This window comes from Undibacterium sp. Di27W (assembly GCF_049340345.1).
In the GTDB taxonomy this organism is placed as follows: domain Bacteria; phylum Pseudomonadota; class Gammaproteobacteria; order Burkholderiales; family Burkholderiaceae_D; genus Undibacterium.
Genome location: NZ_JBMPOS010000012.1, coordinates 190,323 through 214,597, shown reverse-complemented (window position 1 = coordinate 214,597; position 24,275 = coordinate 190,323). Strand labels below are relative to the sequence as shown.

Here is a 24,275-nt window from a genome sequence, read left to right as displayed (position 1 = left end):
TGTGACCGGGATTAGCCCAGCTTCTTGACGACCACGCAACCTATCGAGTAACCCGCACCAAAGGAGCAGATCACGCCTATATTACCTGCTTCCAGGTCATCCTGGTATTTGTGGAAGGCGATGATGGAACCTGCTGATGAGGTATTGGCGTAAGTGTCCAGGATGGTCGGTGATTCTTCTGGCGATGCGTCGCGGCCCAAAATCATGCGGGCAATCAGCAGGTTCATGTTCAGGTTGGCCTGGTGCAGCCAGTAGCGTTTGACATCGGGGATGGTGATGTCGGCTGCTTCTACGGTAGAAGTGATCATGGCGGCTGCCATGGGGCAGACATCCTTGAACACTTTGCGGCCTTGCTGGCGGAACAGCTTGTCTACCTTGCCTATGCCGCTTTCATCGGCGCGGTTCAAGAAGCCAAAGTTGTTGCGGATATTATTCGAAAATTGCGTCTTGAGTTTCAGACCGACGATTTCAAACTGGTGCTTCGATGTCGCCAGGTCGGCACGTTCTACGATGATAGCAGTGCAGGCATCACCAAAGATGAAGTGGCTGTCACGGTCGCGCCAGTTCAGGTGGCCGCTGGTGATCTCCGGGTTGACGACCAATACAGCACGCGCCTGGCCGCTTTGGATTGCGGTAACCGCGGCCTGTATGCCAAAGGTGGCAGAGGAGCAGGCGACGTTGATGTCATAGCCATAGCCATCTATGCCCAGGGCAGCTTGAATTTCCACCGCCATGGCAGGGTAGCCGCGCTGCATATTGCTGGCGGCGCAAATGACGGCATCGATATCTGCTGCAGTGCGGCCCGCGCGTTCCAGCGCCTGGGTGGCGGCAGCGACGGCCATGTCGCACATGATGGATGGTTCGTCATCGCTGCGCTCTGGCAGGTGCGGCACCATGCGGTTGATGTCAAGCACGCCTTCTTTATTCATGACAAAGCGGGACTTGATGCCTGAGGCTTTTTCTATGAAGGCGACGCTGGATTCTTCCAGTGCGACTACTTCACCACTGGCGATGGCAGCGGCGTTTTGGGCATTGTGTTGCTGGACATAAGCATTGAAACTGGCGATCAGTTCTTCATTGGAAATGGACTGGGAGGGCGTGTACAGGCCGGTGCCGCTGATGACTACTTTACTCATCTCTTGCTTTCTGGTTATGTCGTTCTGAAGTAAGCGCAAAAATGCGCGACGAAGTCGCTCGATTTTACACAATAAAGATGACAGTTAAGCGAGAAACGCACAGAAATAGAGTGCTTGTTCCAGTTTGGTGCATGTGGGACTCACACTACTAATTCTGCGGTAATAAGAGATGTCAGACAGCTAATTGCTGTTTGTGGTGCAGCAAATGGTCTTCAATGAAAGTATTGATGAAGTAGTAACCGTGATCGTAGTCAGGCTGATAGCGTAGCGTCAGCGCTTGTCCGACGGCGGTACAGGCTAGTGCAAATTTCTCAGGATGCAGTTGTTCTGCCAAAAATTTATCGGCAAATCCCTGGTCTATCAAAATGCCTTTGGGAAAGGGCGGCTGGCTCTGCTTTTGCATCAATGCAGTGGCGTCATACTCGGCCCAGGTATTTTGATCAGATCCCAGATAGCCAGTGAAAGCTTTTTGGCCCCAGGGACATTGGCTGGGGGCGGCGACCGGGGCAAAGGCAGATACGCTGCTGAATAGCTCTGGATGGCGCAAGGCCAGTACCAGTGCACCATGGCCACCCATGGAATGTCCCATGATACCGACGCGCGCCTGGTCCATGGGCAGGCTGGCCAGCAACATGGGCAGCAATTCAGCGACGATGTAGCTGTGCATGCGGTAGTGCTTGTTCCACGGTGCTTGCGTTGCATCCAGGTAAAAACCGGCAGCCACACCAAAATCCCAGTTATCACTGTCGCCAGCGATGTTGGCATTGCGCGGACTGGTATCTGGTGTGATGAGGATGATGCCTTCGCGGGCGGCGATGGCTTGTGCGCCCGCCTTGATCATGAAAGTTTCTTCCGTGCAGGTCAGGCCAGCCAGGTAAATAATGGCCGGGCAAGTTTCACCGGCCATGGCCTGGGGTGGCAGATACACTGAAAACCGCATGGGCAAGCCTATTTCGGCAGAGTCATGCTGATAAAAGCGCTGCACGCCACCGTGGCAAGCGTGCTGGCTCAGCAATGTCACTTCTTCTGCGTCGTCTGCAGCGCCGTTTGTTGCATCGTTGCTGGATTCGCGTTGCGTCATCAGAACAACACCACAGAACGTATCGATTCACCGCTCTTCATGAGGTCAAAACCTTCATTGATGCGCTCCAGCGGCAGGCGGTGGGTGATGAGGTCATCGATATTGAGTTTGCCTTCCATATACCAGTCTACGATCTTCGGCACGTCGGTACGGCCTCGGGCACCGCCAAAGGCTGAGCCCTTCCATTCACGGCCAGTGACGAGCTGGAAGGGGCGGGTAGAGATTTCTGCGCCAGCTTCAGCGACACCGATGATGATGGATTTGCCCCAACCCTTGTGGCAGCATTCCAGCGCCTGACGCATGACCTTGGTATTGCCGATGCACTCGAAAGAATAATCAGCGCCACCATCCGTCAACTGGATGATATGGTCAACCACGTTTTCTACTTGCGTAGGGTTGATGAAGTGGGTCATGCCAAACTGGCGTGCCATGCTTTCGCGTGCAGGGTTCAGGTCCACGCCTATGATCTTGTCAGCACCGACCATTTTGGCAGCCTGTATGACATTGAGACCAATCCCGCCCAAGCCAAATACGACGACATTGGCACCAGCTTCAACCTTGGCCGTGAAAACCACTGCACCAACACCGGTAGTAACGCCACAACCTATGTAGCAAATCTTGTCGAAAGGGGCATCTTCACGCACCTTGGCAACGGCAATTTCCGGCACCACGATGTAGTTGGAAAATGTTGATGTGCCCATGTAATGGAACAGCGGCTTGCCATCCAGCGAAAAGCGCGAAGTCGCATCCGGCATCAGGCCGCGGCCTTGGGTAGAGCGTATGGCCTGGCAGAGATTGGTTTTGCGTGACAGGCAGAATTTGCACTGACGGCATTCTGGCGTATACAGCGGGATGACATGATCGCCTTTGCGTACGCTGGTGACACCCGGGCCGGTATCAACGATGACGCCTGCACCTTCATGACCGAGGATGGCTGGGAACAGACCTTCAGGATCAGCGCCAGAAAGCGTGTAATAGTCGGTATGGCAAATGCCGGTGGCTTTGACTTCGATCAGCACTTCACCAGCTTGCGGGCCTTGCAGATCAACTTCTTCTATCGTCAGTGGGGAACCTGCTTTCCAGGCGATGGCGGCTTTGGTTTTCATGGCTATCCTTTACAAAGTGAATAGACGCATTGTAAAGGAAGACGGGCAATTGTGGCCTAAGCTCACATTGCCATATAGCGGCCTGGTCGGTGATTCAGGCTGATCGCCAGGTTCAGGGCAAATGCGCCAAGTATGGATGCCCGCAAGGCCATGGGTGTGACAACCGTCAGGGATGTCAGCACGATGATGAAATCGATACCCATCTGCAATTTGCCTGCTGGTATGCCGCGCTTCTCTTGCAAATACAAAGCCAGGATATTGATGCCGCCCAGGCTGGCCTGATGGCGGAACAAGACAATGAAACCCACGCCCATCATCAAGCCGCCAGTCAGGGCGACATAATAAGGAGTCAAGGCCGTCATGCTGGTCAAGTGCAAGAGCCTGGGATGCAGGCTGGAGAATAGCGCCACCAGCGCCACCGCGCAAAAAGTCTTTAGCGTAAAGCGCCAGCCCATGCGCTGCCAGGCCAGCCAGTAAAACGGCAGGTTCAGCAAAAAGAATATCCATCCAAATGAATAGCCTGTGGTGTAGTGCAGCAAGAAGGCCAGGCCAGCCGTGCCGCCTGTCAGCAAGCCTGCCTGCTTGAACAGGGCAATACCCAGGGATATCAGTAAAGTGCCAGTGACAATAGCCAGCACATCTTCCAGCAGGCTATGCGGGATAAAGCGTTTCGATGTGATGGCGGTTTTCATAGCAGGCAGAACAGGAGTGAACGAGATGAAATTGTACGCCGCTGAACCTGGACTTAAATCGGGCTGACGCAGGCATTCAGGGTTTCATTGACCTGCGTCAAACCGGCGGCAGCATTTTTGTAACGATACAGACCATATAAAAAAACAGGCATGACTTACTGTGTCCAGTAAGTCATGCCTGCATTTTGATGAGATGCGTGCTGTCTGATCAGGCTTTTAAAGCCTTTAACTGATCTTCTGCATCTGTCCGTAATTTTTTGCTCAGTGCAGGTTTATAGCTCAGGGCTTTCTCAAAATAGGAAATCGCCTTGGTCTTATCATTTACTGCTTGCAGGCATTGTGCCAGGCGATAATAGACGGCAGCACTCGCCTCCAGGGTCTGGGATTTTTCAAACCAGTTGATGGCTTCCTTGTGCTTGCCTTGTTCCTGCAAAGAGCGGCCCATGCCATACGTGCCCTGATATTTATCAGGATAGCGTTGCAGCAATTCACCAAATACGCGGTCAGCATCAGCAAATTTCTTTTGCTGCATATAGTTCGCGCCTATGTTGAACAAAGCACTACGTTGCATTCTGCTCAGTGATTCGACATTGCCAGGAATGGCGCTTAAGGCAGCCGTTTCTGCATTGCTGATTTTTTCATCTGACAAGTCCACGCTGGCCTGCAATAAATTGCCTGCCGCACTATTGACCTTGGCAGTTTCTATGACCAGGTTTTGTGCCTTGCTTTTACCACCACCGGCAACTGCAGGTGCCTGTAAATAAAACTGCAGCAAGGAGCCGCGCGCGCTATAATTTTTGGGGTCAAGTTCTACTGCCTTGATGAAGGCATCACGTATTTTTCCGGCATACGACATGGCGGCAAACATGCTGCCTGAGGTGGCCTTGGCACCTAGGACATTGCCCAGCATTTCGTGGCATTCAGATAATTGTGGATGGGCGCTGACGCATTGCTCGGCATATTTGGCGGCATCATCAAGCTTGTCTATCTTGCCTTCCGTTAGTATCAAGTCTGCTTTCACCAGCAAGGCATCGGCATTGTTGGCATCTGTACTCAGCTTGGCGTTGGCGGCTTTTTCTGCTTCAGCATATTTCTTTGCCTTCAACAAGGCATCATATTCATGGGCACTGGCAGCTTGTGTCAGTAACAAGGCGAGAGTGCTGGCAAGCAGGACAGGCAAGAACTTCATGGATTACCTCAATCGAAGGGGATGATCTGGTATAACGATGCGCCAGCCTTTTTGGTTGACTGGCGCATGTTAATGCAAAAATCAGATCAGGCGATTTCTTTTTTCTCTTCGCTTTCTTCTTTTTTCTCCTCGCTTTTGGCTTCATTGTCTGGCAGAAAATAGTCGCGTGGCCTTTCCCAAAAACGTGTCCATAACAAGACCGTCAGCAAACCACCTTGTCCAAAACTCACTCTCCTGGAACGTAAGGCCACCAGCATGGCCAGGCTGAAACTGACACCCAGATTCACCATGCCTATGCTCATGATGCCAAACAGGGAATACACAGCCAGTTGCCAGCTTATGTAGTGGTCAAGGCCGACCAGGGCAAAGGCAAAATTGGCACTGGCAAAAGTGATGTGGCGTATATCGATGGGCAAGCCAAAGAAACTGCCTAATTGGCCTATCGTACCAAGCATAATGCCAAAGAAAAAATTCCCTGCCAGTGCACCCAGGTTATTGCCTATATAGGTGGTAACGCGCAGCAGACGTGCTTCACCCAGCAGGCGCTTTAACCAGCCTAGTTGACGCAGACGTTCCGGGATATTGGCATAGCTGGCCTTGTTATCGTAGTAGCCAGAAATCAAGCCAGACAAAAACAGGCAGACACCGGCGATCGCTGCATGCGGCAAGGCCAGGCTGGCAAAGGGATCAATATCATGCAGCAAATGCTGAGCTTTTTCTGGCGACACCAGGTGCTTGCCCGTGATGTAAAGCCAGCCCCAGGCGATTGCATAGGCCGTGGGCATGGCCAGGCCGACATTACCAACAATAGCAATGAATTGTGAACGCAGCACGCGCACGATGAGTTCAGCCAGTTCATCGAGTTTTTGTTTGCCGCCATCGATGGCACGCGCCAGCAAAGCTGCCGTCATCGCCGGTTGTTTGGTGGCGATGGTGAAATGCAGCACATGCACCAGCATGAAGCCGCCGGAATAATTCAGGCTGTACAACACCGCGTAACCAAATGGTGCCAGCACCAGCGTGCCAAACAAAATTTTGATGAGTGCCATGAAGCCGACGATGAAGCCTGCGCCCAGGGCTGAGCGCAACATCTCCAGCCACTCTGCACGATTATTCGTCACATAATGCTCACCGCTTTTACCCGCTCTTTCTGTCACTTGCAGGGACAAGAGTTCGGTATTGCTTTGCATCAGATTACGCAGGCTGTGACGCTGGTTTTCTGCGATGGTCAATTCCTTGAACAGGCTGGTGCCGATGGCGCAGGCATGTTCGGTACTGCGGCTATCAAGCAAAGCCAGTAACTGGCGCAAGCGCGCTATGCTCTGCATCAATTGCAGCAGCAAGCGGGTCAGACTGATAGACACTCCCTGCATGGAGGCTGTGCGGCGTATGCGGTTGGCAATGTCTTCGCACTGCGTCAGCAAGACTTCTATATGCTTGCTGTCTTCACGCTCATGGGTTTTGTCGCTCAGCCATTTGCTATAGCAAACTACATAGTCATTGATGGCATCGTTCTGGCGCAAAAATGGCGATTCGAATTTTTCTATGTCGGGATAATTTCTTACCAGTTCGGCTTCCAGACCGATGTTGGTGATGCGGTAAGACAGCACTTGTACGGCGCTCAGAATTTCACAGGTCAAAGCTGCATAAGTCGTGCGGGCTGCGGGTGAGCGAAAGCCTATGGCTGTCAGCAAATCCATCCAGGCCTGGTCTTCTACTGCATTGATCCAGACATGGTCCCATTTTTTATCAAATATCTGGCCGAACACATCCTTGATATAGGCATCATTGACCAGTGGCGGCAAAAACTTGTTCATCAGTCTTTGTCTTGCCACGGACCAGAAGCCGGTATTCTGGGTGATACCCAGATCGGTGAATAAATGCACCAGTTTGCGCGTGGTCAATACCTGCACCAGATAAGACCGTAATGCTGTGCGCCAGGCTGGTTTGTTTTGTAGGACAAAGCACAGGGCGCGTATATTGTCAGTGGCCCGCGCTGTGTCTTGCGGGCGTGGGGGGCGTATTTCTGCAATCAAGGCCCGCAGATGCTGGATATCATTGAGTGCAGGATATTCGCCAAGGCGGATTTCAATTTCCGCTAAAACACTGTCTAAGCTCAAACCTTTCTCCTCAAAATGCCGTGAACATAAGCTTTTAACGCAATTCACAGGTTTTGTCATGCGGGCTTGCTCGCATGCATCTTAATTACATGCGGCATGCCGGCAATTTTTCAAGTGTGGCTATACGCAAGGCATTGTAATTGCATGCAAAAAGGGGCAATTTAGTCTAAAGTGTCGGGGTGTTCATAAAAAAGGTTGAGCGTTGGATAATTTATTGTTGGTGCTGGCTGCCCTGTTACTGGTCTTGTTAAATGGCTTTTTCGTGGCGGCAGAATTCGGTCTGGTGAAGTTGCGTCAGACCAGGGTGCGCAGTATTGCGAAAACCTCAGGTTTGCGCGGCCGCCTGTTATTCACGGTGCATCAAAACCTGGATACCTATTTGTCTGCCTGTCAGCTGGGCATTACCCTGGCTTCACTGGGCCTGGGCTGGATAGGTGAGCCTGCCTTTGCCCGCTTGCTGTTACCCCTGTTTTCGCTGGTGGGTGTCACCTCAGCAGAGTTAATACACGGTATTTCCTTCTTCTTCGCTTTTTTTGTTATTTCTTTCCTGCATATCGTGGTGGGTGAGCTGGCCCCAAAATCGATGGCGATACGCATGCCTGAACGCGTCTCCCTGTGGACAGCGCCCGCCCTGTATGCATTTTACTGGGCCATGTATCCAGCTATCTGGACACTCAACTTCAGTTCCAACAAAGTCTTGAAGTGGGTAGGCCTGAGCGCAGAGCATGGTGGTGACGCCCATTATTCACCCGAGGAACTCAAACTCATCCTGCGCGGCAGCCATGGCGGCAAGAAAGAAACCCGCGATGAGTGGAGCATCATGGCCCAGGTGCTGGACTTCGGTGGCCTGGAAATTTCTGACCTGATGCGCCCCATCAATGAAGTTGTTGCCATGCATAAGAGCGCCAGCCTGGAAGAAAACATGCAAACCGCGGCGCGTAACCGTTTCAGCCGTTACCCCTATTTCGATGAAGATGAAGAAACCGTACTCGGTATGCTGCATCTGAAAGACTTGTTCCTGGCCCAGCAGGCTGGCAAGCCCCTGGATGACCTGAGCAAGCATTTGCGTCAGGTTGAGTTTGTACCACCCACCATGCCAGCGCTGGAATTGTTCCGTCGCTTCCGCAAGGGGGCACCGCACTTTGCCATCGTCGGCAACCGCGGCAGCAAGCCCGTGGGTTTCCTGACGCTGGATAACTTGCTGAGTGCCCTGGTCGGGCAGATACGCGATGAATTCCGCCAGAATGAAAATGACTGGACACCGCTGGATGATGGCACCCTGATAGGCAAGGGGAGTCTGCCCTTGTTCACGCTGGGCAGCGCCCTGGGCTTTGATGTCGATAGTGACGAGGTCGAATCCATAGGCGGCCTGATCATGCATAAACTCGGTGATTTGCCAGTCGAGGGACAAAAAATCGAATTTGAACGCTTTGATGCTGTCGTCAAGAAAATGAATGGCCCACGCATCATCCTGGTCAGGATACATCCCAAATCCGAGGCTTAAGCGACACAATACGCCAAGTTTAAGCTTGCCTCACGAGAAACTTGTTTTAGAATAAATGCTTATCCTTTGGGGCCGTGTGCCCCAAACCTGGTTTTGTTACCCGGTTCTTGAAAGCACTGAAGCAATGGCTACTCATGACAGCTTATCCACCTATACGCGCAGCTTTTGGCTGAGCCTGGTGGTGTTTGCTGCGTTCACCCTGGTCTTCGGCTGGTATGTGTATTCCGAAAAAACCGTAGACCGCCTCAATGAATTGCGCTTTGAATCCCATGCCCTGTCCATGGAATTGCAACAAAGCTCGGAAGACCTGACGCGTATGGTGCGCAGCTATGTGGTCACCGGCGACCCTGTCTATAAAAGCTATTTCCAGCAAGTTCTGGATGTCCGCAATGGCAAGCTGCCGCGGCCTGTACTGGGCCGCAACTTGTTCTGGGATCTGGTGCCTGCCAGTCAGACACAGGCGGCCAGCCAGTCCACCAGCCGGGCAGATTTGACTGGCTTGCGTATCCCGCTCATGGAATTGATCAAGAAGACCGGCATCAGCCAGCAGGAACTGGCCTTGCTGGAACAAGCCAAGGCCAATTCGGATGCGCTTACCTCGATAGAATACCGCGCCATGGACTTGATAGAAAATCCTGGGCTGGATGTCTACGCTGCCAAGGCAAAGGCTGGCAGCATGCTCTACGACGAGCAATACCGCCAGGCCAAACTGGCGATCCTGCGCCCGATTGCCGAAGCCAGTGACTTGATGGAAAAACGCGGCATCACGCTGGTGGAAGAGGCTGCGCAACTGGCCTTGCGTGTGCGCCTGTTATTCATTTTTGTCGGTATCCTGCAAGTCGGTGTGTTGTGGCGTGCCTACCGCTCCTTGAACCGCAGCCTCGGCGGTAATATCAGGGAAGTCTCGGCCAGCCTGGTCAATCTGGGCAAGGGCAATTTCTCCAGCCCCATCGTCGTCAAACCAGGCATGCAAGAAAGCATCATGGGGTGGTTGTCTGTCACCCAGGCCAAGCTGGCCGAGATTGATGAAGCGCGTAATCTGGCGGCACAAAAAAGCGAGCGACTGGGCCGGCTGTATAGCGCGCTGAGCCAGTGCAATCAATCAATACTGCGTTTGGGGAATAAAGATGATTTGCTGCCTCGTATCTGCGAAGATGCCGTGACCATAGGTGGCTTGAAAATGGCCTGGATAGGGTTGGTGGCAGAAGGTACGGAAGTGCTCAAGCCGGTGGCGTCTTTTGGGGCTGGCTCCAGCTATCTTGATGGCTTGCATATTTCTGTCCACCCCGGGGATGCTCATACAAATGAGCCCAGCGCGCAGGCCTACCTGAATAACCAGCCTTACTGGTGCCAGGATTTCTTGCATGATGCACAGACTGCAGCCTGGCATGAGCTGGGCACTACGCAGGGCTGGCTAGCTTGCGCCGCCTTGCCCTTGCTTAATAACGGCAAGGTGGTTGGTACTTTCAATTTATATGCAGGCAGTGAAAATGTCTTTGATGAATCGGTACAGGACTTGCTGATGGAATTTGCCATTGATGTCAGCCATGTCTTGAATCGTTTTGATCTCGAAGATGATCGCCTGCATGCCTTGCAAATGGAAGAATTGCGCAGTTATATGCTGGAGAGAATTACTGCCAATACGACACAAAAAGAATTATTCCATGATGTTGTTCTCAAGGTTGAATCCTTATTGCCGGAATGCCTGTGTTCCATCATGCTGCTGGACCAGGATGGCAAGCATTTACGTACCGGAGCGGCGCCCAGTTTGCCAGCCACATTTACCCGGGCGATAGAGGGCGAGGTGATCGGTGCTGGCATAGGTTCTTGTGGCAATGCCTTGTTTACTGGTGAGCGTACCATTGCGACTGATCTTTCCACCCATGCTTATTGGCGTGATTACTGGAAGCTGGCCGAGCAGTTTGAGCTGCGTTCATGCTGGTCGGAACCAATACGCTCTGCTGAGCGCAAGATCATAGGTGCCTTCGCCATTTACCACAGGCAGGCATCGGTGCCTGACGATTTTTCCCTGAACCTGCTGGAAATGGCCGCCAACCTGATTGCCATAGGCATGGATCGCAAGCAGTCGGAAGAGAGCTTGCGCAAGCTGTCGCAAGCGGTAGAGCAAAGCTCCAATGCCATCGTGATTACCGACACGGCGGCGAATATAGAATATGCCAATGAAGCCTATCTGAAAAACGCAGGCAAACAGTTGGCCGAAGTCCTGGGGCGCAGGCCCAGCATCATGCGATCCGGGATTACCGCCCCCGAAGTGTATGCAGAAATGTGGCAGCATCTGGAGCGTGGGGAAAGCTGGAAAGGTGAGCTCGTCAATCGCTATGCCGATGGCCTGGATCATACCGATCTGGCGCATATTTCACCGATCAGGAATAAGCAGGGCGTCGTGACGCATTTCCTGTCCATACAAGAAGATATCAGCGATAAAAAACGGACTGAAGAACGCATCAGATACCTGGCGCATTACGATGCCCTGACAGGCTTGCCTAACCGCAGCCTGCTCGATGAACTGGCGCGCTATGCCCTGAGCCTGGCTGAGCGCAATCAGGATGCGCTGGCCGTGATCTTTTTTGACCTCGATCATTTCAAGGATATCAATGACAGTCTGGGGCATAGCCTGGGTGATGTCATGCTGGTGGAATTATCCCGTCGCCTGGTTGCCGCCATGCGCGAGAACGACACTATCTCACGCCTGGGTGGTGATGAATTCATTTTGCTCTTGACGGGCGTCGATGAACACCAGGTTGAGCAGGTGGTACGAAAACTCATGCAAGTCGTCAACACGCCTTTTCACCTGGGTGAATATGATTTGAATGTCACCGCATCCATGGGGATAGCGATTTATCCCAATGATGGCAAGGACCTGGAAACCTTGTCACGTAATGCCGATGCTGCCATGTACCGTGCCAAGCGCGAAGGCAGGAATGCCTATCGCTACTTTACCCAGGAAATGCAGGAGCGTTCCACCCGTCATCTGGAGCTGGTAAATGCATTGCGTCAGGCCCTGGAAAAACAGCAGTTTCAGCTGCACTTCCAGCCACAGATTTCCATGCAAACCGGTGCGGTGCTGGGGGCAGAAGCGCTACTGCGCTGGCATCATCCGATACTGGGGCATGTATCACCGGCAGAGTTTATCCCGGTGGCAGAAGACAGTGGTTTGATCTTGCCCATAGGTGAATGGGTCATGCGTAGCGCGGTGCAGCAATGGAAGCAATGGCAGGCCAGTGGCTTGCCGGATTTGCTGATTGCCGTGAATCTGTCTGCCGTACAATTTCGCCACCATGATTTACCAGCGCTGGTGACGCGCATACTGGAAGAGGCGGATATGCCTGCGGCCTGCCTGGAGCTGGAATTGACCGAAGGGGTGGCCATGCATGACCCTCAGGGCGCGATTGCCGTCATGAACAATCTGCATGAGCGTGGCATACGTATGTCGATTGATGATTTTGGCACGGGTTATTCTTCTTTGAGTTACCTGAAAAAATTCAAGGTCTACAAGCTCAAGATAGACCAGAGTTTTGTCCGCGACATCACCAGCGACCCGGAAGACCGCGCCATCGTCAGCGCCGTCATCAGCATGGCCAAGAGCCTGGGCCTGATGACGATTGCCGAGGGGGTGGAGACGGCAGAGCAACTGGAATTCTTGCGACAGCAGAAATGTGATGAAGTACAGGGGTATTTTTATTCACGGCCCCTGGCTGCCGCGCAGTTTGCCGACTTTGTGAAAGCCAGCCTGCATCCATCCTGAGTTGCACCTCACGGTTTTTACGCGCGCCACGGCGCGTGCTTCCTTGCTATTCGTTGATACGCCATCATGGCAATTTCCTGGCTTATGCTCAGAGTGCGTTCAAGGGGATTTTCAAATAACGTGTGCCATTGTCTTCCGCCTCTGGCAAGGCACCGGCACGGATATTGACTTGTATCGCCGGTATCAGCAGGTAGGGCATTTCCAGGCCACTGTCACGTTTCTGGCGCAGTGCAACAAAGTCAGCTTCGCTGACGCCATCGCGCACGTGGACGTTTTCGGTTTTTTGTTGGGCAACCGTAGTATGTGTGCAAACCTCGCGCCCGGCTGGTGGATAATCGTGACAGAGGAATAGACGCGTCTCAGGCGGGAAGGATAATAACTGCTGGATGGACTGGTAGAGCTGGCGGGCATCACCACCAGGGAAATCACAGCGCGCCGTGCCTACATCGGGCATGAACAGGGTGTCACCTATAAAAATGCTGTCACCGATCAGATAAGCCATATCGGCCGAGGTATGGCCAGGCACATACAGGGCTCTGGCCTGCAATTGGCCTATGGAAAATATTTCATCTGCCGCAAACAGGGTATCGAACTGCGAGCCATTGATGGGGAAAGCAGACTCCAGATTGAACAGGCTCTTGAACGCCTTTTGCACTCCGGTGATATTTTCACCGATGGCGATATGACCACCGGCTTTTTCTTTCAGGTACTGTGCACTCGACAAATGGTCGGCATGGGCATGGGTTTCCAGTAACCATTGCAACTTCAGTTGATTGGTCGCCAGAAATTCCAGTACCTGGTCAGCTGATTTGCTGCTGGTATGGCCCGACTTGGGCTCGTAATTGAGGACGGGGTCGATCACCGCCGCATGACCGCCAGGCGCATCAAACACGATATGGGTTGCCGTGCAGGTCTGTGTGTCGAAGAGACTATGTACTTGAGGGTTCATGATGGATTGCATCGTTTGAGCAGTAACTTGAGAATCATAGCAATTTGTTGCAGATTTTGACATCTATCATTGAGAATGGAATTCAATTTGCTCAGCTTGACTCGACGCGGGTTTCAGCAAGGAATACACTAGCGCATATTTTTTATATCTATACTGATATGCTCATTCCTGCTGCAGAACTTCTGGTGGTATTGATCGGTGCCGTGGTTGGTCTCGTCATGGGTCTGACCGGGGCTGGCGGCGGAATACTGGCCGTGCCCGCGCTGGTGTACAGCCAGGGTTTCAGCATGCAGCAAGCCATGCCCATGGCCTTGCTGGCGGTCAGCAGTGCGGCCCTGATCGGAGCGATAGAAGGTCTGGTACGCAAGCTAGTGCGTTATCGTGCGGCCATACTGATGGCAGCGGCGGGTAGTCTCCCTACCTTGCTGGGGGTACAGGTGGCACATCGTATGTCACAGCAGTGGCTCATGCTGGTATTTGCCTTGATCCTGGGTGTAGTGGCGGTGCGTCTGATTGTGCAATTGCGTTCACCCGAGTGTGATGACCACAAGCGCGCGGCGCTGGCACACATCAATAGCAGCACAGGACGGTTCGACTGGACATTTAAGACCGGTGCAGTGATCGCTGGCATAGGGGCAGTGTCCGGCTTCATGACTGGCTTGCTGGGGGTGGGCGGCGGTTTTGTCATCGTCCCCATGCTCAGGCATTACACCAATGCCAGCATGCATGTGGCCGTAGCCACTTCTTTGCTGGTGGTCAGCATCGTTGGTTCCATGGGGGTGGGTTCAGCCTTGCTTAGTGGAGCACATTTGCCGGTTTTGCTGTCGGCCATTTTTGTCGCTACGACCGTGGCGGGCATGTTACTGGCCAGGCGCATTGCCTTGCATTTGCCAGCTAAAAAAGTGCAGATGATCTTTGTCGTCATGCTGCTCTGCGTGGCAGCCAGTTTGATTTATCGCGCCGCGATTTGAGAACGTGAGGTGCTAAGTGAGATGCTAAGTGCCTGGCCTGCCGTTTAACAAGGCTGCCTGCGATTCAAACTGGCGCGCCACATTGCCACACACCAGATCACACAGGGCATAGATCGATTCATCAGCGATATGATAATACACAGAAGTGCCGCGCCCTTCGCGTGCCACCAGGCCATGCTTGGCCAGGGTGGAAAGATGGCGCGAGACATTCGCTTGCGAGCAGGAGCAGCGCTCAGCCAGCTCACCGACATTGTATTCTTTTTCGCGCAGGCAATTCAGGATGCGCAAGCGGGTAGGCTCGGCCAGCGCTGAAAAATAATGGGCAATCTGTATCAAAGCCTGATCAGATAATCCGTCCATAACAAAGAATCTGGTAGTGGGAATATTTCTATCATACCCCTAGTGTATGAGATTGCCCATGCTTAATTTACTATATGCGTAATTGTGCAAATAGCAGAAGTATTTCTTCCAAGCGATAGAAAAATTGCCTATACGCAGATTGTCATCGCTATCATGAGTTATCTCGAGTTTGCCATGAGCAAGCTAATTTGCAAGCTAGTGTGCTGGCCAATAAAAAATGTTTAACCCTTGATGGAAAAATTGATGCGCGAATTTGGCGCAGCCAGTTTGTCACTGAGACGCCGTCCCGGATTTTTGCGCCTGCCCTGCAATTTGCGGGTATTGAGCAAGATGGCTTGCTGTTTTTCCCTGCGGTCGGCGCTACGCCTGTCTTCGTGATGACGGCGTTCAACTTCAGGCCAGACGGCATCTTCGCCGACGGATTTAGCATCCTGCGCATGGGCAGGACGATGGTGTTGGCTAGTGGCATGCGGTGTTTCTGCAGCCTGCTCAAAGAGTCGGAATACTTTTAGTGGGAACATGACATCAGTGCTGGAAATGAGACTATACGCACTTAGAACGGTCAGTTTGCCAAAAACTTTAGCAAGAGCATTTTTTCAGCCATCTCCGGCTGCAAAAATTCCCAACGAGAAATATTTCGTTTCCCTAGATTTTTAATTGGAAAGGCGTGAAATTGGTATCCTTGTCATAGTAGTCTTCATTCTCTTTGCGCTTGAGGAAAGCAACTACTTTGTAAGTCACAGGTGTCATGACGACTTCCCAGCTGGTTTTCAAAATATATTGCGCCACCATGACCGTGACTAACTGGCTATCTGACCAGATGCCATAAAAGGCAATCACATAAAACAGGCTGGAATCGACAAACTCGCCGCAAATCGTCGAACCTATGGTGCGCATCCATAGATGTCGGCCTTCCATTGCCACCTTCATCTTGGCCAGCACATAGCTATTCACAAAACTGCCGCACCAAAACGCCGTGACCGAGCCTAATATGATTCTGGGGGTATTACCAAACACTGCATTCAAATGGGTCTGGTATTCGGTATTGAAAGGGTCTGCTGCCGGTGTCAGCGCCAATACCACCATGGACATGATGGCGGCAAACAGTACTGCCCCAAAGCCTGCCCAGATCACCCTGCGGTCACGGCCATAGCCATAGACCTCGGTCAGTACATCACCAAAAATATACGAGATAGGGAAAAACAATACACCGGCACCGAAGGTGACGGTACCCAGCCAGGGCAGCGTCACTTGCGCGGCCTTGGCCGCACCAATCAGATTGGAACATAGCAAGACCGTGACAAAGGCGGCCATGACAAAGTCGTAATATTTATAGCTGGCAAGTGGGCGTGTCATCAGTTGGATCCGGTAAGGTCGCAATATATTGTTATGTTTGCAGGCAAAGCCAGGGTTTCAGGCATATTCATGTAGGGAACTCAAACTTGTCAACCATGGAGCAAGATTTTGTTGGAAAATGGGCGCACACGGCATTTTGCTACAATGAACTTAACCCAGTTCGATTCAGTTTTTAAGTATCCCCATGTGCGCAGCTTCAACGACAGTCAACGTCCCGGTAGAACAATTATGCATAGGCTTATATGTACATCTGGATATCTCATGGCTGGAACATTCTTTTGCCCTCAATAGTTTCAAGATCAAAAGCCAGGAAGAGATCGCGGCAATCAAGCATCTGGGTTTGAAAACTGTCAGGGTCAGCCCTGCCAGATCGGATAACCGCCCCCTGCCCGCGCTACCCAAAACGGCAGCAGTTGTTGAACCCGAACCAGCCATCGTACATAGCCCGGAAGAACTGGCTTTGATTGCGGAAAAGAAAGCGCGCATAGACAGACTGGTCAAGGAACGCAATGCCATCGCCCAATGCGAAAAGCAATTACTGAAAGCGGCCAATACACTTAAAAGCATCACCAAAAATTTGTTTTCACGCCCACAAGAGTCAGTGCGAGAAGCAGATCAACTGGTACAGCAAATGCTGGATTCTTTGCTGGTCGATAAAGACATTGCCATCCACCTCATGAATGACAAAATCGTCGGTGAAGAGTCTTATTACCATTCCCTGAATGTTGCCGTGCTGACCATGATGCTGGCAAAGGAATTATCTTTCCCTGCTGAAGATATCAAGCAACTGGGCATGGGTTGCATGTTCCATGACATAGGCAAGATAGAAATTCCTGATCGTATCGTCAACAAGACTTTTGCACTGACCAAGGCTGAGCAAAATCTCTTGCAAATGCATAGCCACTATGGCCAGCAAATTGCCGAGAAGTTGAATCTGTCAAAAGGCGCGACTGACATCATCGCCCAGCATCATGAAATGGCTGATGGCAGTGGTTATCCACAACAACTCAAGGCAGAGCGTATCTCACCGCTGGCACGCATCGTCGCCATCACTAACACTTACGATAATCTGTGCAATAAACCAAATTCTGCCGATTCGCTAAGCCCGTTTGAAGCCATGTCGTATATGTTTGCCCATCAACGCAAACAATTCGATGCGCCAGCCCTGAATCTATTCATACGTTGCATGGGCGTTTATCCGCCGGGTACTATCGTCAAGCTCAGCGATGGTACGCTGGGCATGGTCGTGGGCGTGAATTCCGGCAAGCCGCTGCGACCCAGTGTCTTGATCTATGACCCCAGCGTGCCCAAGTCCGAAGCTATCATCATCGACCTGATACACGAACCCATACTCGACATCACCGCCAGCCTCAAGCCCGGCCAGCTATCGCCCGAAGTGTATGAATACCTGAGCCCACGCAAGCGCATGACGTATTTCTTTGATACGCAAAAGGCCGATAATCAGCAGCGGCCATAGTAGAATAATTGTGGCGTACAGCCTCATTTATTCTTTCAAGGACTCCCATGCGCACAAAGCGTCTATTGTCATCCTTTGCACTATTTATTGCACTTGCAAACTTGAGTGCCAACAGTTCTGCCACATCGAATGATAGTTTGCGTGCCATGTATGAAGCAGACCAGAATGAGCGCAAAGCTGAGCAAGTTGATTTTTCTCGCATCATCAATAATGACAGTGAGCGTCGTGCTGCTGTATTGAATTTGTTGCAGACATCGAAATTAAATAGTGCAGAAGATTATTTTCATGCAGCCATGATTTACCAGCATGGCACGACGCTGGAAGACATACGCATGGCTTACAGCCTCAGCAATATCGCAGTCATTTTGCGGCCAGATCACCAACATTACCAACGATTGCGCGCACTGGCATGGGACAGGATGATGCTGCAATTGAATAAGCCGCAATGGTATGGCTCACAGTCCATGCAACAGGGTGCAGATCAGGACTGGAAACTGTATGACATTGATGAGACTGCCGTCAGCGATCATGAAAGAAAAGCATTAGGCATGCCCACCCTGGCTGAAGCGAAGTCAGAAATTGCAAGGCTTAATGCAGAACTGCAAAAGCAAAGATCATCTACCTCAGAAAAACCAAAAGAAGTCAAAGTGGTCAAACCTGTGCTCATCAGTTTCCAGCGTGATCCTGGCACTGGGTATGAGTTACTGGCGATTGACCGTTGTCTGGCAATGTTCTGGATCAAGCTTAGTGAGCGGGGCATGACCGAAGCCTTGAGTGCGCAACAAGCAAGCAGGAAAACGCGCTTGTTCGTTTTGCGCAAAGAAGAAAAAGATGTACTTGCCTTGCTTGATGGCAGAGCCAGGCTCATCCTTAACGACACCAGTAGCGAAGCCTGTTTTTTTGACTATGTTGCCTATGTCGATGAAAATCGCCATTTAATCCTTGACCTCGCACTGGACGACAAGGTCGTTGCGGGTCCTGGAACTACATTTGATGTGAAACCCTATAAGTACTTCCGCATCAAACTAGAACAGCTCGATACGGATTTGAAAGGCAGGCAAATTAAATTATTGCAAGCTGAGAAGATAGTGTTGACAGATATGAGGCAATGACGCCACCTTCAGAGTCAAACATATCAATGCTGTGTGCGGGGTAGGGATGCAATCAAATCTGCAAAGCGCTGGCCCTGTATCATGATATGGCCGCGCAATAAATTTGCAGTCAGTTCTGCTTCACCCTGCAAGATGGCTTGCACCACTTCATCGTGTTCATTATACGAATTGGCAATACGGTCGCGCACCCGCAATTGCAGGCGGCGGTAAGGGCGCAGACGGCGATGTAAATTCATCGCCTGCGTTTCCAGAAAATCATTATGGCTGCCGCGATAAATCAGGTAGTGAAAAATTTCATTCTTGTAAAAGTATTCGTCAGGGTCTTCGGCATCACGCGCGTCCTTGCAGGCTTCATGAGCAGCTTTTAAATCTGCCTGTTCCTGTTTGGACATGCGGCGCGCAGCCATGCGGCCGCACATGGCTTCAAACTCTGCCATGACTTCAAACATTTCTACCAGTTGCTGGGGGCTGATGGTGGCTACCTGGGCGCCACGACGTGGCCGCATTTCTATGATGCCCATGGATGCCAGTTGTATCAGCGCCTCACGAATAGGCGTGCGGGATACGCCAAAGCGTTCTGCCAGCTCGGTTTCGTCCAGATGATGGCCAGGCTGTAGTTGTCCTGTTGCTATCAATTCTTCTATCTCTTCTCGCAGGCTGGCTGAACGGTTTGTCATTTTTTGGTGTTTCTCATTAATTCGTCAGGCTAGTATATATTCAAGTTGACTTTGAATGCAAAATAGTCGATCTTGTATACAAGAATTTTAATAAAGCATACAAGGCAAAGTTGTTAGCGGGATATGCAAAGATCAAAGACAGGGGCAAACCTTGTCAAAAAGAGATGTCTCATCCATAAAACCTTAGGAGTAATCATGTCGCAACTGAAGAGAAGAGCAGTCTTGCAAGCTTTAAGTCTGGCCCCGTTGGCAGCGGCATGGTCACCAGCCTGGGCGCAAAGCACCGCCCTGAAAATTTCTCACCAATTCCCCGGTGGCACGCTGGAAGAAGGCGATTTCCGTGATCGCCTGTGCCGCATGTTTGCTGCAGAAGTGCAAAAACGCAGCAATGGCAGCCTGAAGTTTGAGATTTATCCAGGTTCTTCCTTGATGAAGACCAATGCGCAATTCTCATCCATGCGCAAGGGTGCGCTGGATTTGTCGCTGGTGCCTTTGTCGTATGCCGGTGGTGAAGTGCCAGAAGTGAATATAGGTCTCATGCCTGGTCTGGTGCCGTCGTATGAAGTGGGCGCAGCATGGAAGAATGCTGAAGTCGGCAAGGAATTGAATAAACTCTTGCTGGACAAGGGTATTGTTGTTGTCAGCTGGATATGGCAAGCCGGTGGCGTAGCGTCGCGCACCAAGGCAGTGGTTGACCCGGATGATGTCAAGGGCATGAAGATACGTGGCGGTTCGCGTGAAGTCGACCTGGTCTTGAAAGCCGCTGGTGCTGCCGTGGTCTCGCTGCCATCGAATGAAATCTATGCAGCGATGCAAACTGGGGCGATGGAAGCCGCCATGACTTCATCGACTTCACTGATCTCTTTCCGTCTCGAAGAAGTCTCCAAATTCCTGACCAGTGGTCGCGGCCAGAGTTACTGGTATATGTTTGAGCCCTTGATGATGTCGAAAGTGATTTTTGACAAGCTGACAAAAGACCAGCAAAACACCATCATGACTGTGGGTGCAGAACTGGAAGCCTTTGCCATCAAGGCTGCCAAACAAGATGATATCGCCGTCGCCACTGTCTATGAAAAGAAGGGTGCCAAGGTCGTAGATCTGAATGCAGCCACGGTAAAAAAATGGCAGGCTATCGCCCGCACTACGGCCTGGAAAGACTATGCTGACAAAAATGAAAACTGCGCCAAATTGCTGAAACTGGCGGAGAAATTATTATGAGTCATGGCTTTGAAATAGCACCGCCCAAAGGGCCGCCTGTTCCAGATCACCCCTTCGTTGCACGGCTGGCAAAAGTATTGGAATGGATTAATAACGCCATCGTGCGCATTTCCATGTTTGCCATGTTGCTGACGGCTTTCATTCTCACTTATTCTGTCGTCACACGCTATCTGTTCAAAGTACCGACAGACTGGCAGGATGAAGCCTCAGTCTTTATGCTCATAGGTGTGACCTTCTTTTCCGCGGCTTATGTGCAATCTTATCGCGGCCATATAGGCATAGAAGTCTTATCGTCCATTTTGCCACCAGCCGTCAACCGCTTTCGACTATTGATGGTAGATATTATCAGTGCGACGTTTTGCCTGTTCTTTTCCTGGAAATCCTGGACGCTGTTCCATGAAGCCTGGGTGGATGGTCAAACTACCTCGTCCACATTCGCGCCACCCTTGTGGATACCCTATGCCATGATGGCAACCGGCATGACCCTGTTGTCGCTGCAAATCCTGGTACAGATACTGGCTGCCGCCACTAATAAACGGAGGCCAGCATGAGTCCGCTTACTCTTGGCGTCTTATACGGCATCGTGACACTGGTTGTGATGTTTTCCGGCATGCCCATCGCCTTTGCTTTGGGCGTAGTGGCCACTGGCTTCATGTACTTTTTCATGCCTGCTGCATCGCTTGATACCATCACTCAGAACGTCTATGAAGAAATGGCATCGATCACCTTGCTGTCGATACCGCTATTCATTTTAAAAGGTGCAGCGATAGGCAAATCTCCCGCTGGGCGGGACCTGTATTCTGCCATTCATGCCTGGTTGCACAAGGTGCCGGGTGGCCTGGGCATTGCCAATGTATTTGCCTGCGCCATGTTTGCGGCAATGGCAGGATCTTCACCTGCGACCTGTTCTGCCATCGGTTCTGCTGGCATACCAGAAATGCGCAGGCGTGGTTATTCGCCGGGCTTCGCGGCAGGCATCATCGCTGCCGGTGGTACTCTGGGTATCTTGTTGCCACCATCGATTACCATGATCCTGTATGCCGTTGCTGCTGAACAGTCTTTGGGACGTTTGTTCCTGGCGGGCATAGGCCCGGGTGTTTTGCTGGTGATTTTGTTTTCCGGCTATGCCGTATATCGCGCACGCCGTGAGTATGCGATTGCGTACAAGGCTTATGAACAGGGCGGTGTCAAATCAGCCTATCTGGAAGAAGAACATTTCACACTCGCGCAAAAAGTCGAGATGCTGCCAAGGGTTTTGCCTTTCGTCATCCTGCTCATCGGTGTCATGGTTGCCCTGTATGGTGGTTATGCCACACCTTCAGAAACCGCTGGCCTGGGTGCCTTGCTGGCGATGGTGCTGATCGCGATTGTGTATGGCGTCTGGCGACCAAAAGATATCTCACCCTTCATCACCTCGACGATCAAAGAATCAACGATGCTGCTATTCATCATAGGCATGTCGCTGCTGTATTCTTATGTCATGAGTTATCTGCATATCAGCCAGTCAGCCGCGCAATGGGTGGTCGATCTGCATTTGAGTAAATGGATGTTGCTGACAGTGATCTTGCTGATGGTGGTGGTGTTTGGTTTTTTCCTGCCGCCGGTATCGATTATTCTGATGATGTGCCCCATCATCTTGCCACCCTTGAAAGTGGCAGGCTTTGACCTGATCTGGTTTGGTGTGGTCATGACCATCGTCATGGAGATGGGTTTGATACATCCACCCGTGGGTTTGAATATTTTTGTCATCAAGAATATCGCACCCGATATACCCTTGAAAGATATAGTCTGGGGTGTCATGCCTTTTCTGTTACTGATGCTGGTGGCGGTGATTTTACTGTGTATATTTCCGCATATCGCCACCGCATTTCCTGATGCCTTGATGGGAGCAAAATAATGACCGCAGCCGGTCGCTGGAACACCTTGCAAACCAACCGTCAGCAGCGCCTGCAAAGGGCTGCCGACGTGCTGGGTAATGATTTGCAGGGCAAGCTATTTCCGCAGCAGCGCATAGGTGATTGCCTGCATGCGGTATTGGAAACAGGCGATCGGGTTTGCCTGGAAGGGAATAACCAGAAGCAGGCAGATTTCCTGGCCAGGGCACTGACCAGACTGGATGCGACACGTGTCCATGATTTGCACATGCTACTGTCCGTGCTGGCCCTGCCTGAACATCTGGATGTATTTGACAAGGGCATTGCCAGCAAGCTGGATTTTTCTTTTTCCGGCCCGCAGGCTGCACGCCTGGCCAAGCTGGCCTCGGCAGGAAAATTGAATATCGGTGCCATCCATACTTATCTGGAATTGTATGCACGTTATTTCGTTGACCTGACGCCGCGCGTGGCACTGGTGGCAGCGCAGTCAGCTGACCGCGCAGGCAATTTATATACTGGCCCCAATACTGAAGACACGCCGACGATAGTCGAAGCCACGGCTTTCAAGTCCGGCATTGTGATTGCCCAGGTCAATGAGATTGTTGATGTCTTGCCGCGTGTTGATATCCCGGCTGGCTGGGTGGATTTTGTCGTGCAGGCACCGACGCCGCATTACATAGAGCCCTTGTTTACCCGCGACCCGGCTTTGATCTCGGAGATACAGGTCTTGATGGCGATGATGGCCATCAAGGGCATCTATGCAGAATATGAAGTCAAGCGCTTGAATCACGGCATAGGCTTTGATACTGCCGCGATAGAATTGCTCTTGCCTACCTACGCGGCTTCGCTTGGGTTGAAAGGCAAGATCGCCAGCCACTGGGCGCTGAATCCGCATCCTGCATTGATACCCGCGATAGAAGCAGGTTTTGTTGAATCCGTGCATTCTTTCGGTTCTGAACTGGGCATGGAAGACTATATCCGCGCCCGGCCCGACGTTTTCTTTGTCGGTGCTGACGGCAGTATGCGCAGCAACCGTGCGCTGTCACAGGCAGCAGGGCATTATGCCTGTGACATGTTCATAGGCTCCACTCTGCAAATTGATCTGCAGGGCAATTCATCAACAGCCACCCTGGGCCGCATCGCCGGTTTTGGTGGAGCACCGAATATGGGTGCCGATGCACGTGGCCGCCGTCATGCCAGCCCTGCATGGCTAAAAGCAGGTCGCGAAGCACGTGCGGGCAGCAATCAGATACCGCGCGGGCAAAAACTGGTAGTGCAGATGGTAGAGACTTTTCGCGAACACATGCAACCCGCCTTTGTAGAAAAACTCGATGCATGGCAACTGGCAGAACAAGCGAAGATGGCGATGCCGCCCGTCATGATTTATGGCGATGACGTCACCCACATCCTGACTGAAGAAGGCATCGCCAATCTTCTTTTATGTCGTAGCGAAGAAGAACGCGAACAAGCCATACGTGGTGTCGCAGGTTACACGCCAGTCGGCCTCGCACGCGATAAACGCATGGTAGAAAACCTGCGTGACCGTGGCATCATCAAACGCGCAGAAGATATGGGCATAGACAAGCGCATGGCTACGCGTGATCTGCTCGCTGCAAAGAATATGAAAGACCTGGTACGCACATCGGGCGGTTTATATCAGCCGCCTAAACGCTTCAGGAACTGGTAA

At 51.8% G+C, this 24,275-nt stretch carries 20 protein-coding genes; 9 read left to right on the top strand and 11 right to left on the bottom strand.

The features are described 5' to 3' along the window. Positions 1 to 11 precede the first annotated feature (11 nt). From ACO0LF_RS22850 to ACO0LF_RS22825, 6 genes are all read right to left on the bottom strand, one after another. On the bottom strand, positions 12 to 1,136 hold the full coding sequence (locus ACO0LF_RS22850) for a beta-ketoacyl-ACP synthase III (protein WP_423018187.1): 1,125 nt from the start codon (positions 1,134 to 1,136) through the stop codon (positions 12 to 14). Between the two features lie 172 nt (positions 1,137 to 1,308). After that, on the bottom strand, positions 1,309 to 2,217 hold the full coding sequence (fghA, locus tag ACO0LF_RS22845) for an S-formylglutathione hydrolase (protein ID WP_423018185.1): 909 nt from the start codon (positions 2,215 to 2,217) through the stop codon (positions 1,309 to 1,311). Then, on the bottom strand, positions 2,217 to 3,323 hold the full coding sequence (locus ACO0LF_RS22840) for an S-(hydroxymethyl)glutathione dehydrogenase/class III alcohol dehydrogenase (protein WP_423018183.1): 1,107 nt from the start codon (positions 3,321 to 3,323) through the stop codon (positions 2,217 to 2,219). Before ACO0LF_RS22840 ends, fghA begins: the two co-directional genes overlap by 1 nt. 62 nt (positions 3,324 to 3,385) lie before the next feature. Continuing rightward, positions 3,386 to 4,015, bottom strand: coding sequence for a YitT family protein (locus ACO0LF_RS22835; protein WP_423018181.1), 630 nt, complete (start codon positions 4,013 to 4,015; stop codon positions 3,386 to 3,388). A 208-nt stretch (positions 4,016 to 4,223) separates the two neighbouring features. After that, positions 4,224 to 5,204 carry a tetratricopeptide repeat protein gene (locus tag ACO0LF_RS22830; protein WP_423018179.1) on the bottom strand — a complete coding sequence of 327 codons (981 nt, stop codon included), beginning with the start codon at positions 5,202 to 5,204 and terminating at the stop codon, positions 4,224 to 4,226. An 86-nt stretch (positions 5,205 to 5,290) separates the two neighbouring features. Further along, complete coding sequence (locus ACO0LF_RS22825) at positions 5,291 to 7,324, bottom strand: site-specific recombinase (RefSeq protein ID WP_423018177.1); 2,034 nt, start codon at positions 7,322 to 7,324, stop codon at positions 5,291 to 5,293. A 202-nt stretch (positions 7,325 to 7,526) separates the two neighbouring features. On the opposite strand from ACO0LF_RS22825, the gene ACO0LF_RS22820 reads away from it, so the two are divergent. Further along, positions 7,527 to 8,828 carry a hemolysin family protein gene (locus ACO0LF_RS22820; protein WP_423018175.1) on the top strand — a complete coding sequence of 434 codons (1,302 nt, stop codon included), beginning with the start codon at positions 7,527 to 7,529 and terminating at the stop codon, positions 8,826 to 8,828. A gap of 124 nt (positions 8,829 to 8,952) precedes the next feature. Then, positions 8,953 to 12,594, top strand: coding sequence for a sensor domain-containing phosphodiesterase (locus ACO0LF_RS22815; RefSeq protein WP_423018173.1), 3,642 nt, complete (start codon positions 8,953 to 8,955; stop codon positions 12,592 to 12,594). 88 nt (positions 12,595 to 12,682) lie between these two features. Here the strand turns inward: ACO0LF_RS22815 and ACO0LF_RS22810 are convergent, their stop codons facing one another. After that, complete coding sequence (locus ACO0LF_RS22810) at positions 12,683 to 13,543, bottom strand: MBL fold metallo-hydrolase (RefSeq protein ID WP_423018170.1); 861 nt, start codon at positions 13,541 to 13,543, stop codon at positions 12,683 to 12,685. Between the two features lie 158 nt (positions 13,544 to 13,701). Between ACO0LF_RS22810 and ACO0LF_RS22805 the strand changes: the two genes are divergently transcribed. Next, positions 13,702 to 14,514 carry a sulfite exporter TauE/SafE family protein gene (locus tag ACO0LF_RS22805; RefSeq protein ID WP_423018168.1) on the top strand — a complete coding sequence of 271 codons (813 nt, stop codon included), beginning with the start codon at positions 13,702 to 13,704 and terminating at the stop codon, positions 14,512 to 14,514. Between the two features lie 24 nt (positions 14,515 to 14,538). Here the strand turns inward: ACO0LF_RS22805 and ACO0LF_RS22800 are convergent, their stop codons facing one another. The 3 genes from ACO0LF_RS22800 to ACO0LF_RS22790 form a co-directional block, all read right to left on the bottom strand. Beyond that, positions 14,539 to 14,874 (bottom strand): ArsR/SmtB family transcription factor, encoded by a 336-nt coding sequence (locus tag ACO0LF_RS22800; protein WP_423018166.1) that lies wholly within the window; start codon positions 14,872 to 14,874, stop codon positions 14,539 to 14,541. A gap of 221 nt (positions 14,875 to 15,095) precedes the next feature. Continuing rightward, a complete protein-coding gene (locus ACO0LF_RS22795) occupies positions 15,096 to 15,395 on the bottom strand; it encodes a hypothetical protein (protein WP_423018164.1) in 300 nt (99 codons plus the stop codon). Between the two features lie 124 nt (positions 15,396 to 15,519). Continuing rightward, positions 15,520 to 16,230, bottom strand: coding sequence for a queuosine precursor transporter (locus ACO0LF_RS22790; protein WP_423018162.1), 711 nt, complete (start codon positions 16,228 to 16,230; stop codon positions 15,520 to 15,522). A 184-nt stretch (positions 16,231 to 16,414) separates the two neighbouring features. On the opposite strand from ACO0LF_RS22790, the gene ACO0LF_RS22785 reads away from it, so the two are divergent. Together ACO0LF_RS22785 and ACO0LF_RS22780 are read left to right on the top strand one after the other, a co-directional pair. Then, on the top strand, positions 16,415 to 17,707 hold the full coding sequence (locus ACO0LF_RS22785) for an HD-GYP domain-containing protein (RefSeq protein WP_423018160.1): 1,293 nt from the start codon (positions 16,415 to 16,417) through the stop codon (positions 17,705 to 17,707). Positions 17,708 to 17,754: 47 nt separating this feature from the next. After that, positions 17,755 to 18,819 carry a hypothetical protein gene (locus ACO0LF_RS22780; protein WP_423018158.1) on the top strand — a complete coding sequence of 355 codons (1,065 nt, stop codon included), beginning with the start codon at positions 17,755 to 17,757 and terminating at the stop codon, positions 18,817 to 18,819. A 23-nt stretch (positions 18,820 to 18,842) separates the two neighbouring features. On the opposite strand, the gene ACO0LF_RS22775 is transcribed toward ACO0LF_RS22780, so the two are convergent. Continuing rightward, positions 18,843 to 19,496: a GntR family transcriptional regulator gene (locus ACO0LF_RS22775; protein ID WP_423018156.1), complete on the bottom strand. Its 654-nt coding sequence runs from the start codon at positions 19,494 to 19,496 to the stop codon at positions 18,843 to 18,845. A gap of 195 nt (positions 19,497 to 19,691) precedes the next feature. Here ACO0LF_RS22775 and dctP point away from each other — a divergent pair, with 195 nt between their 5' ends. Genes dctP through mdcA form a run of 4 tightly spaced genes read left to right on the top strand, consistent with a single transcriptional unit; the run spans position 19,692 to position 24,275 of the window. Then, positions 19,692 to 20,714, top strand: a complete 1,023-nt coding sequence (gene dctP, locus ACO0LF_RS22770) for a TRAP transporter substrate-binding protein DctP (protein WP_423018153.1) — start codon at positions 19,692 to 19,694, stop codon at positions 20,712 to 20,714. Further along, complete coding sequence (locus ACO0LF_RS22765) at positions 20,711 to 21,265, top strand: TRAP transporter small permease (protein ID WP_423018151.1); 555 nt, start codon at positions 20,711 to 20,713, stop codon at positions 21,263 to 21,265. The genes dctP and ACO0LF_RS22765 overlap by 4 nt, the downstream gene beginning before the upstream one ends. Next, positions 21,262 to 22,611 carry a TRAP transporter large permease gene (locus tag ACO0LF_RS22760; RefSeq protein WP_423018149.1) on the top strand — a complete coding sequence of 450 codons (1,350 nt, stop codon included), beginning with the start codon at positions 21,262 to 21,264 and terminating at the stop codon, positions 22,609 to 22,611. Before ACO0LF_RS22765 ends, ACO0LF_RS22760 begins: the two co-directional genes overlap by 4 nt. Continuing rightward, on the top strand, positions 22,611 to 24,275 hold the full coding sequence (gene mdcA / locus ACO0LF_RS22755) for a malonate decarboxylase subunit alpha (protein WP_423018147.1): 1,665 nt from the start codon (positions 22,611 to 22,613) through the stop codon (positions 24,273 to 24,275). The genes ACO0LF_RS22760 and mdcA overlap by 1 nt, the downstream gene beginning before the upstream one ends.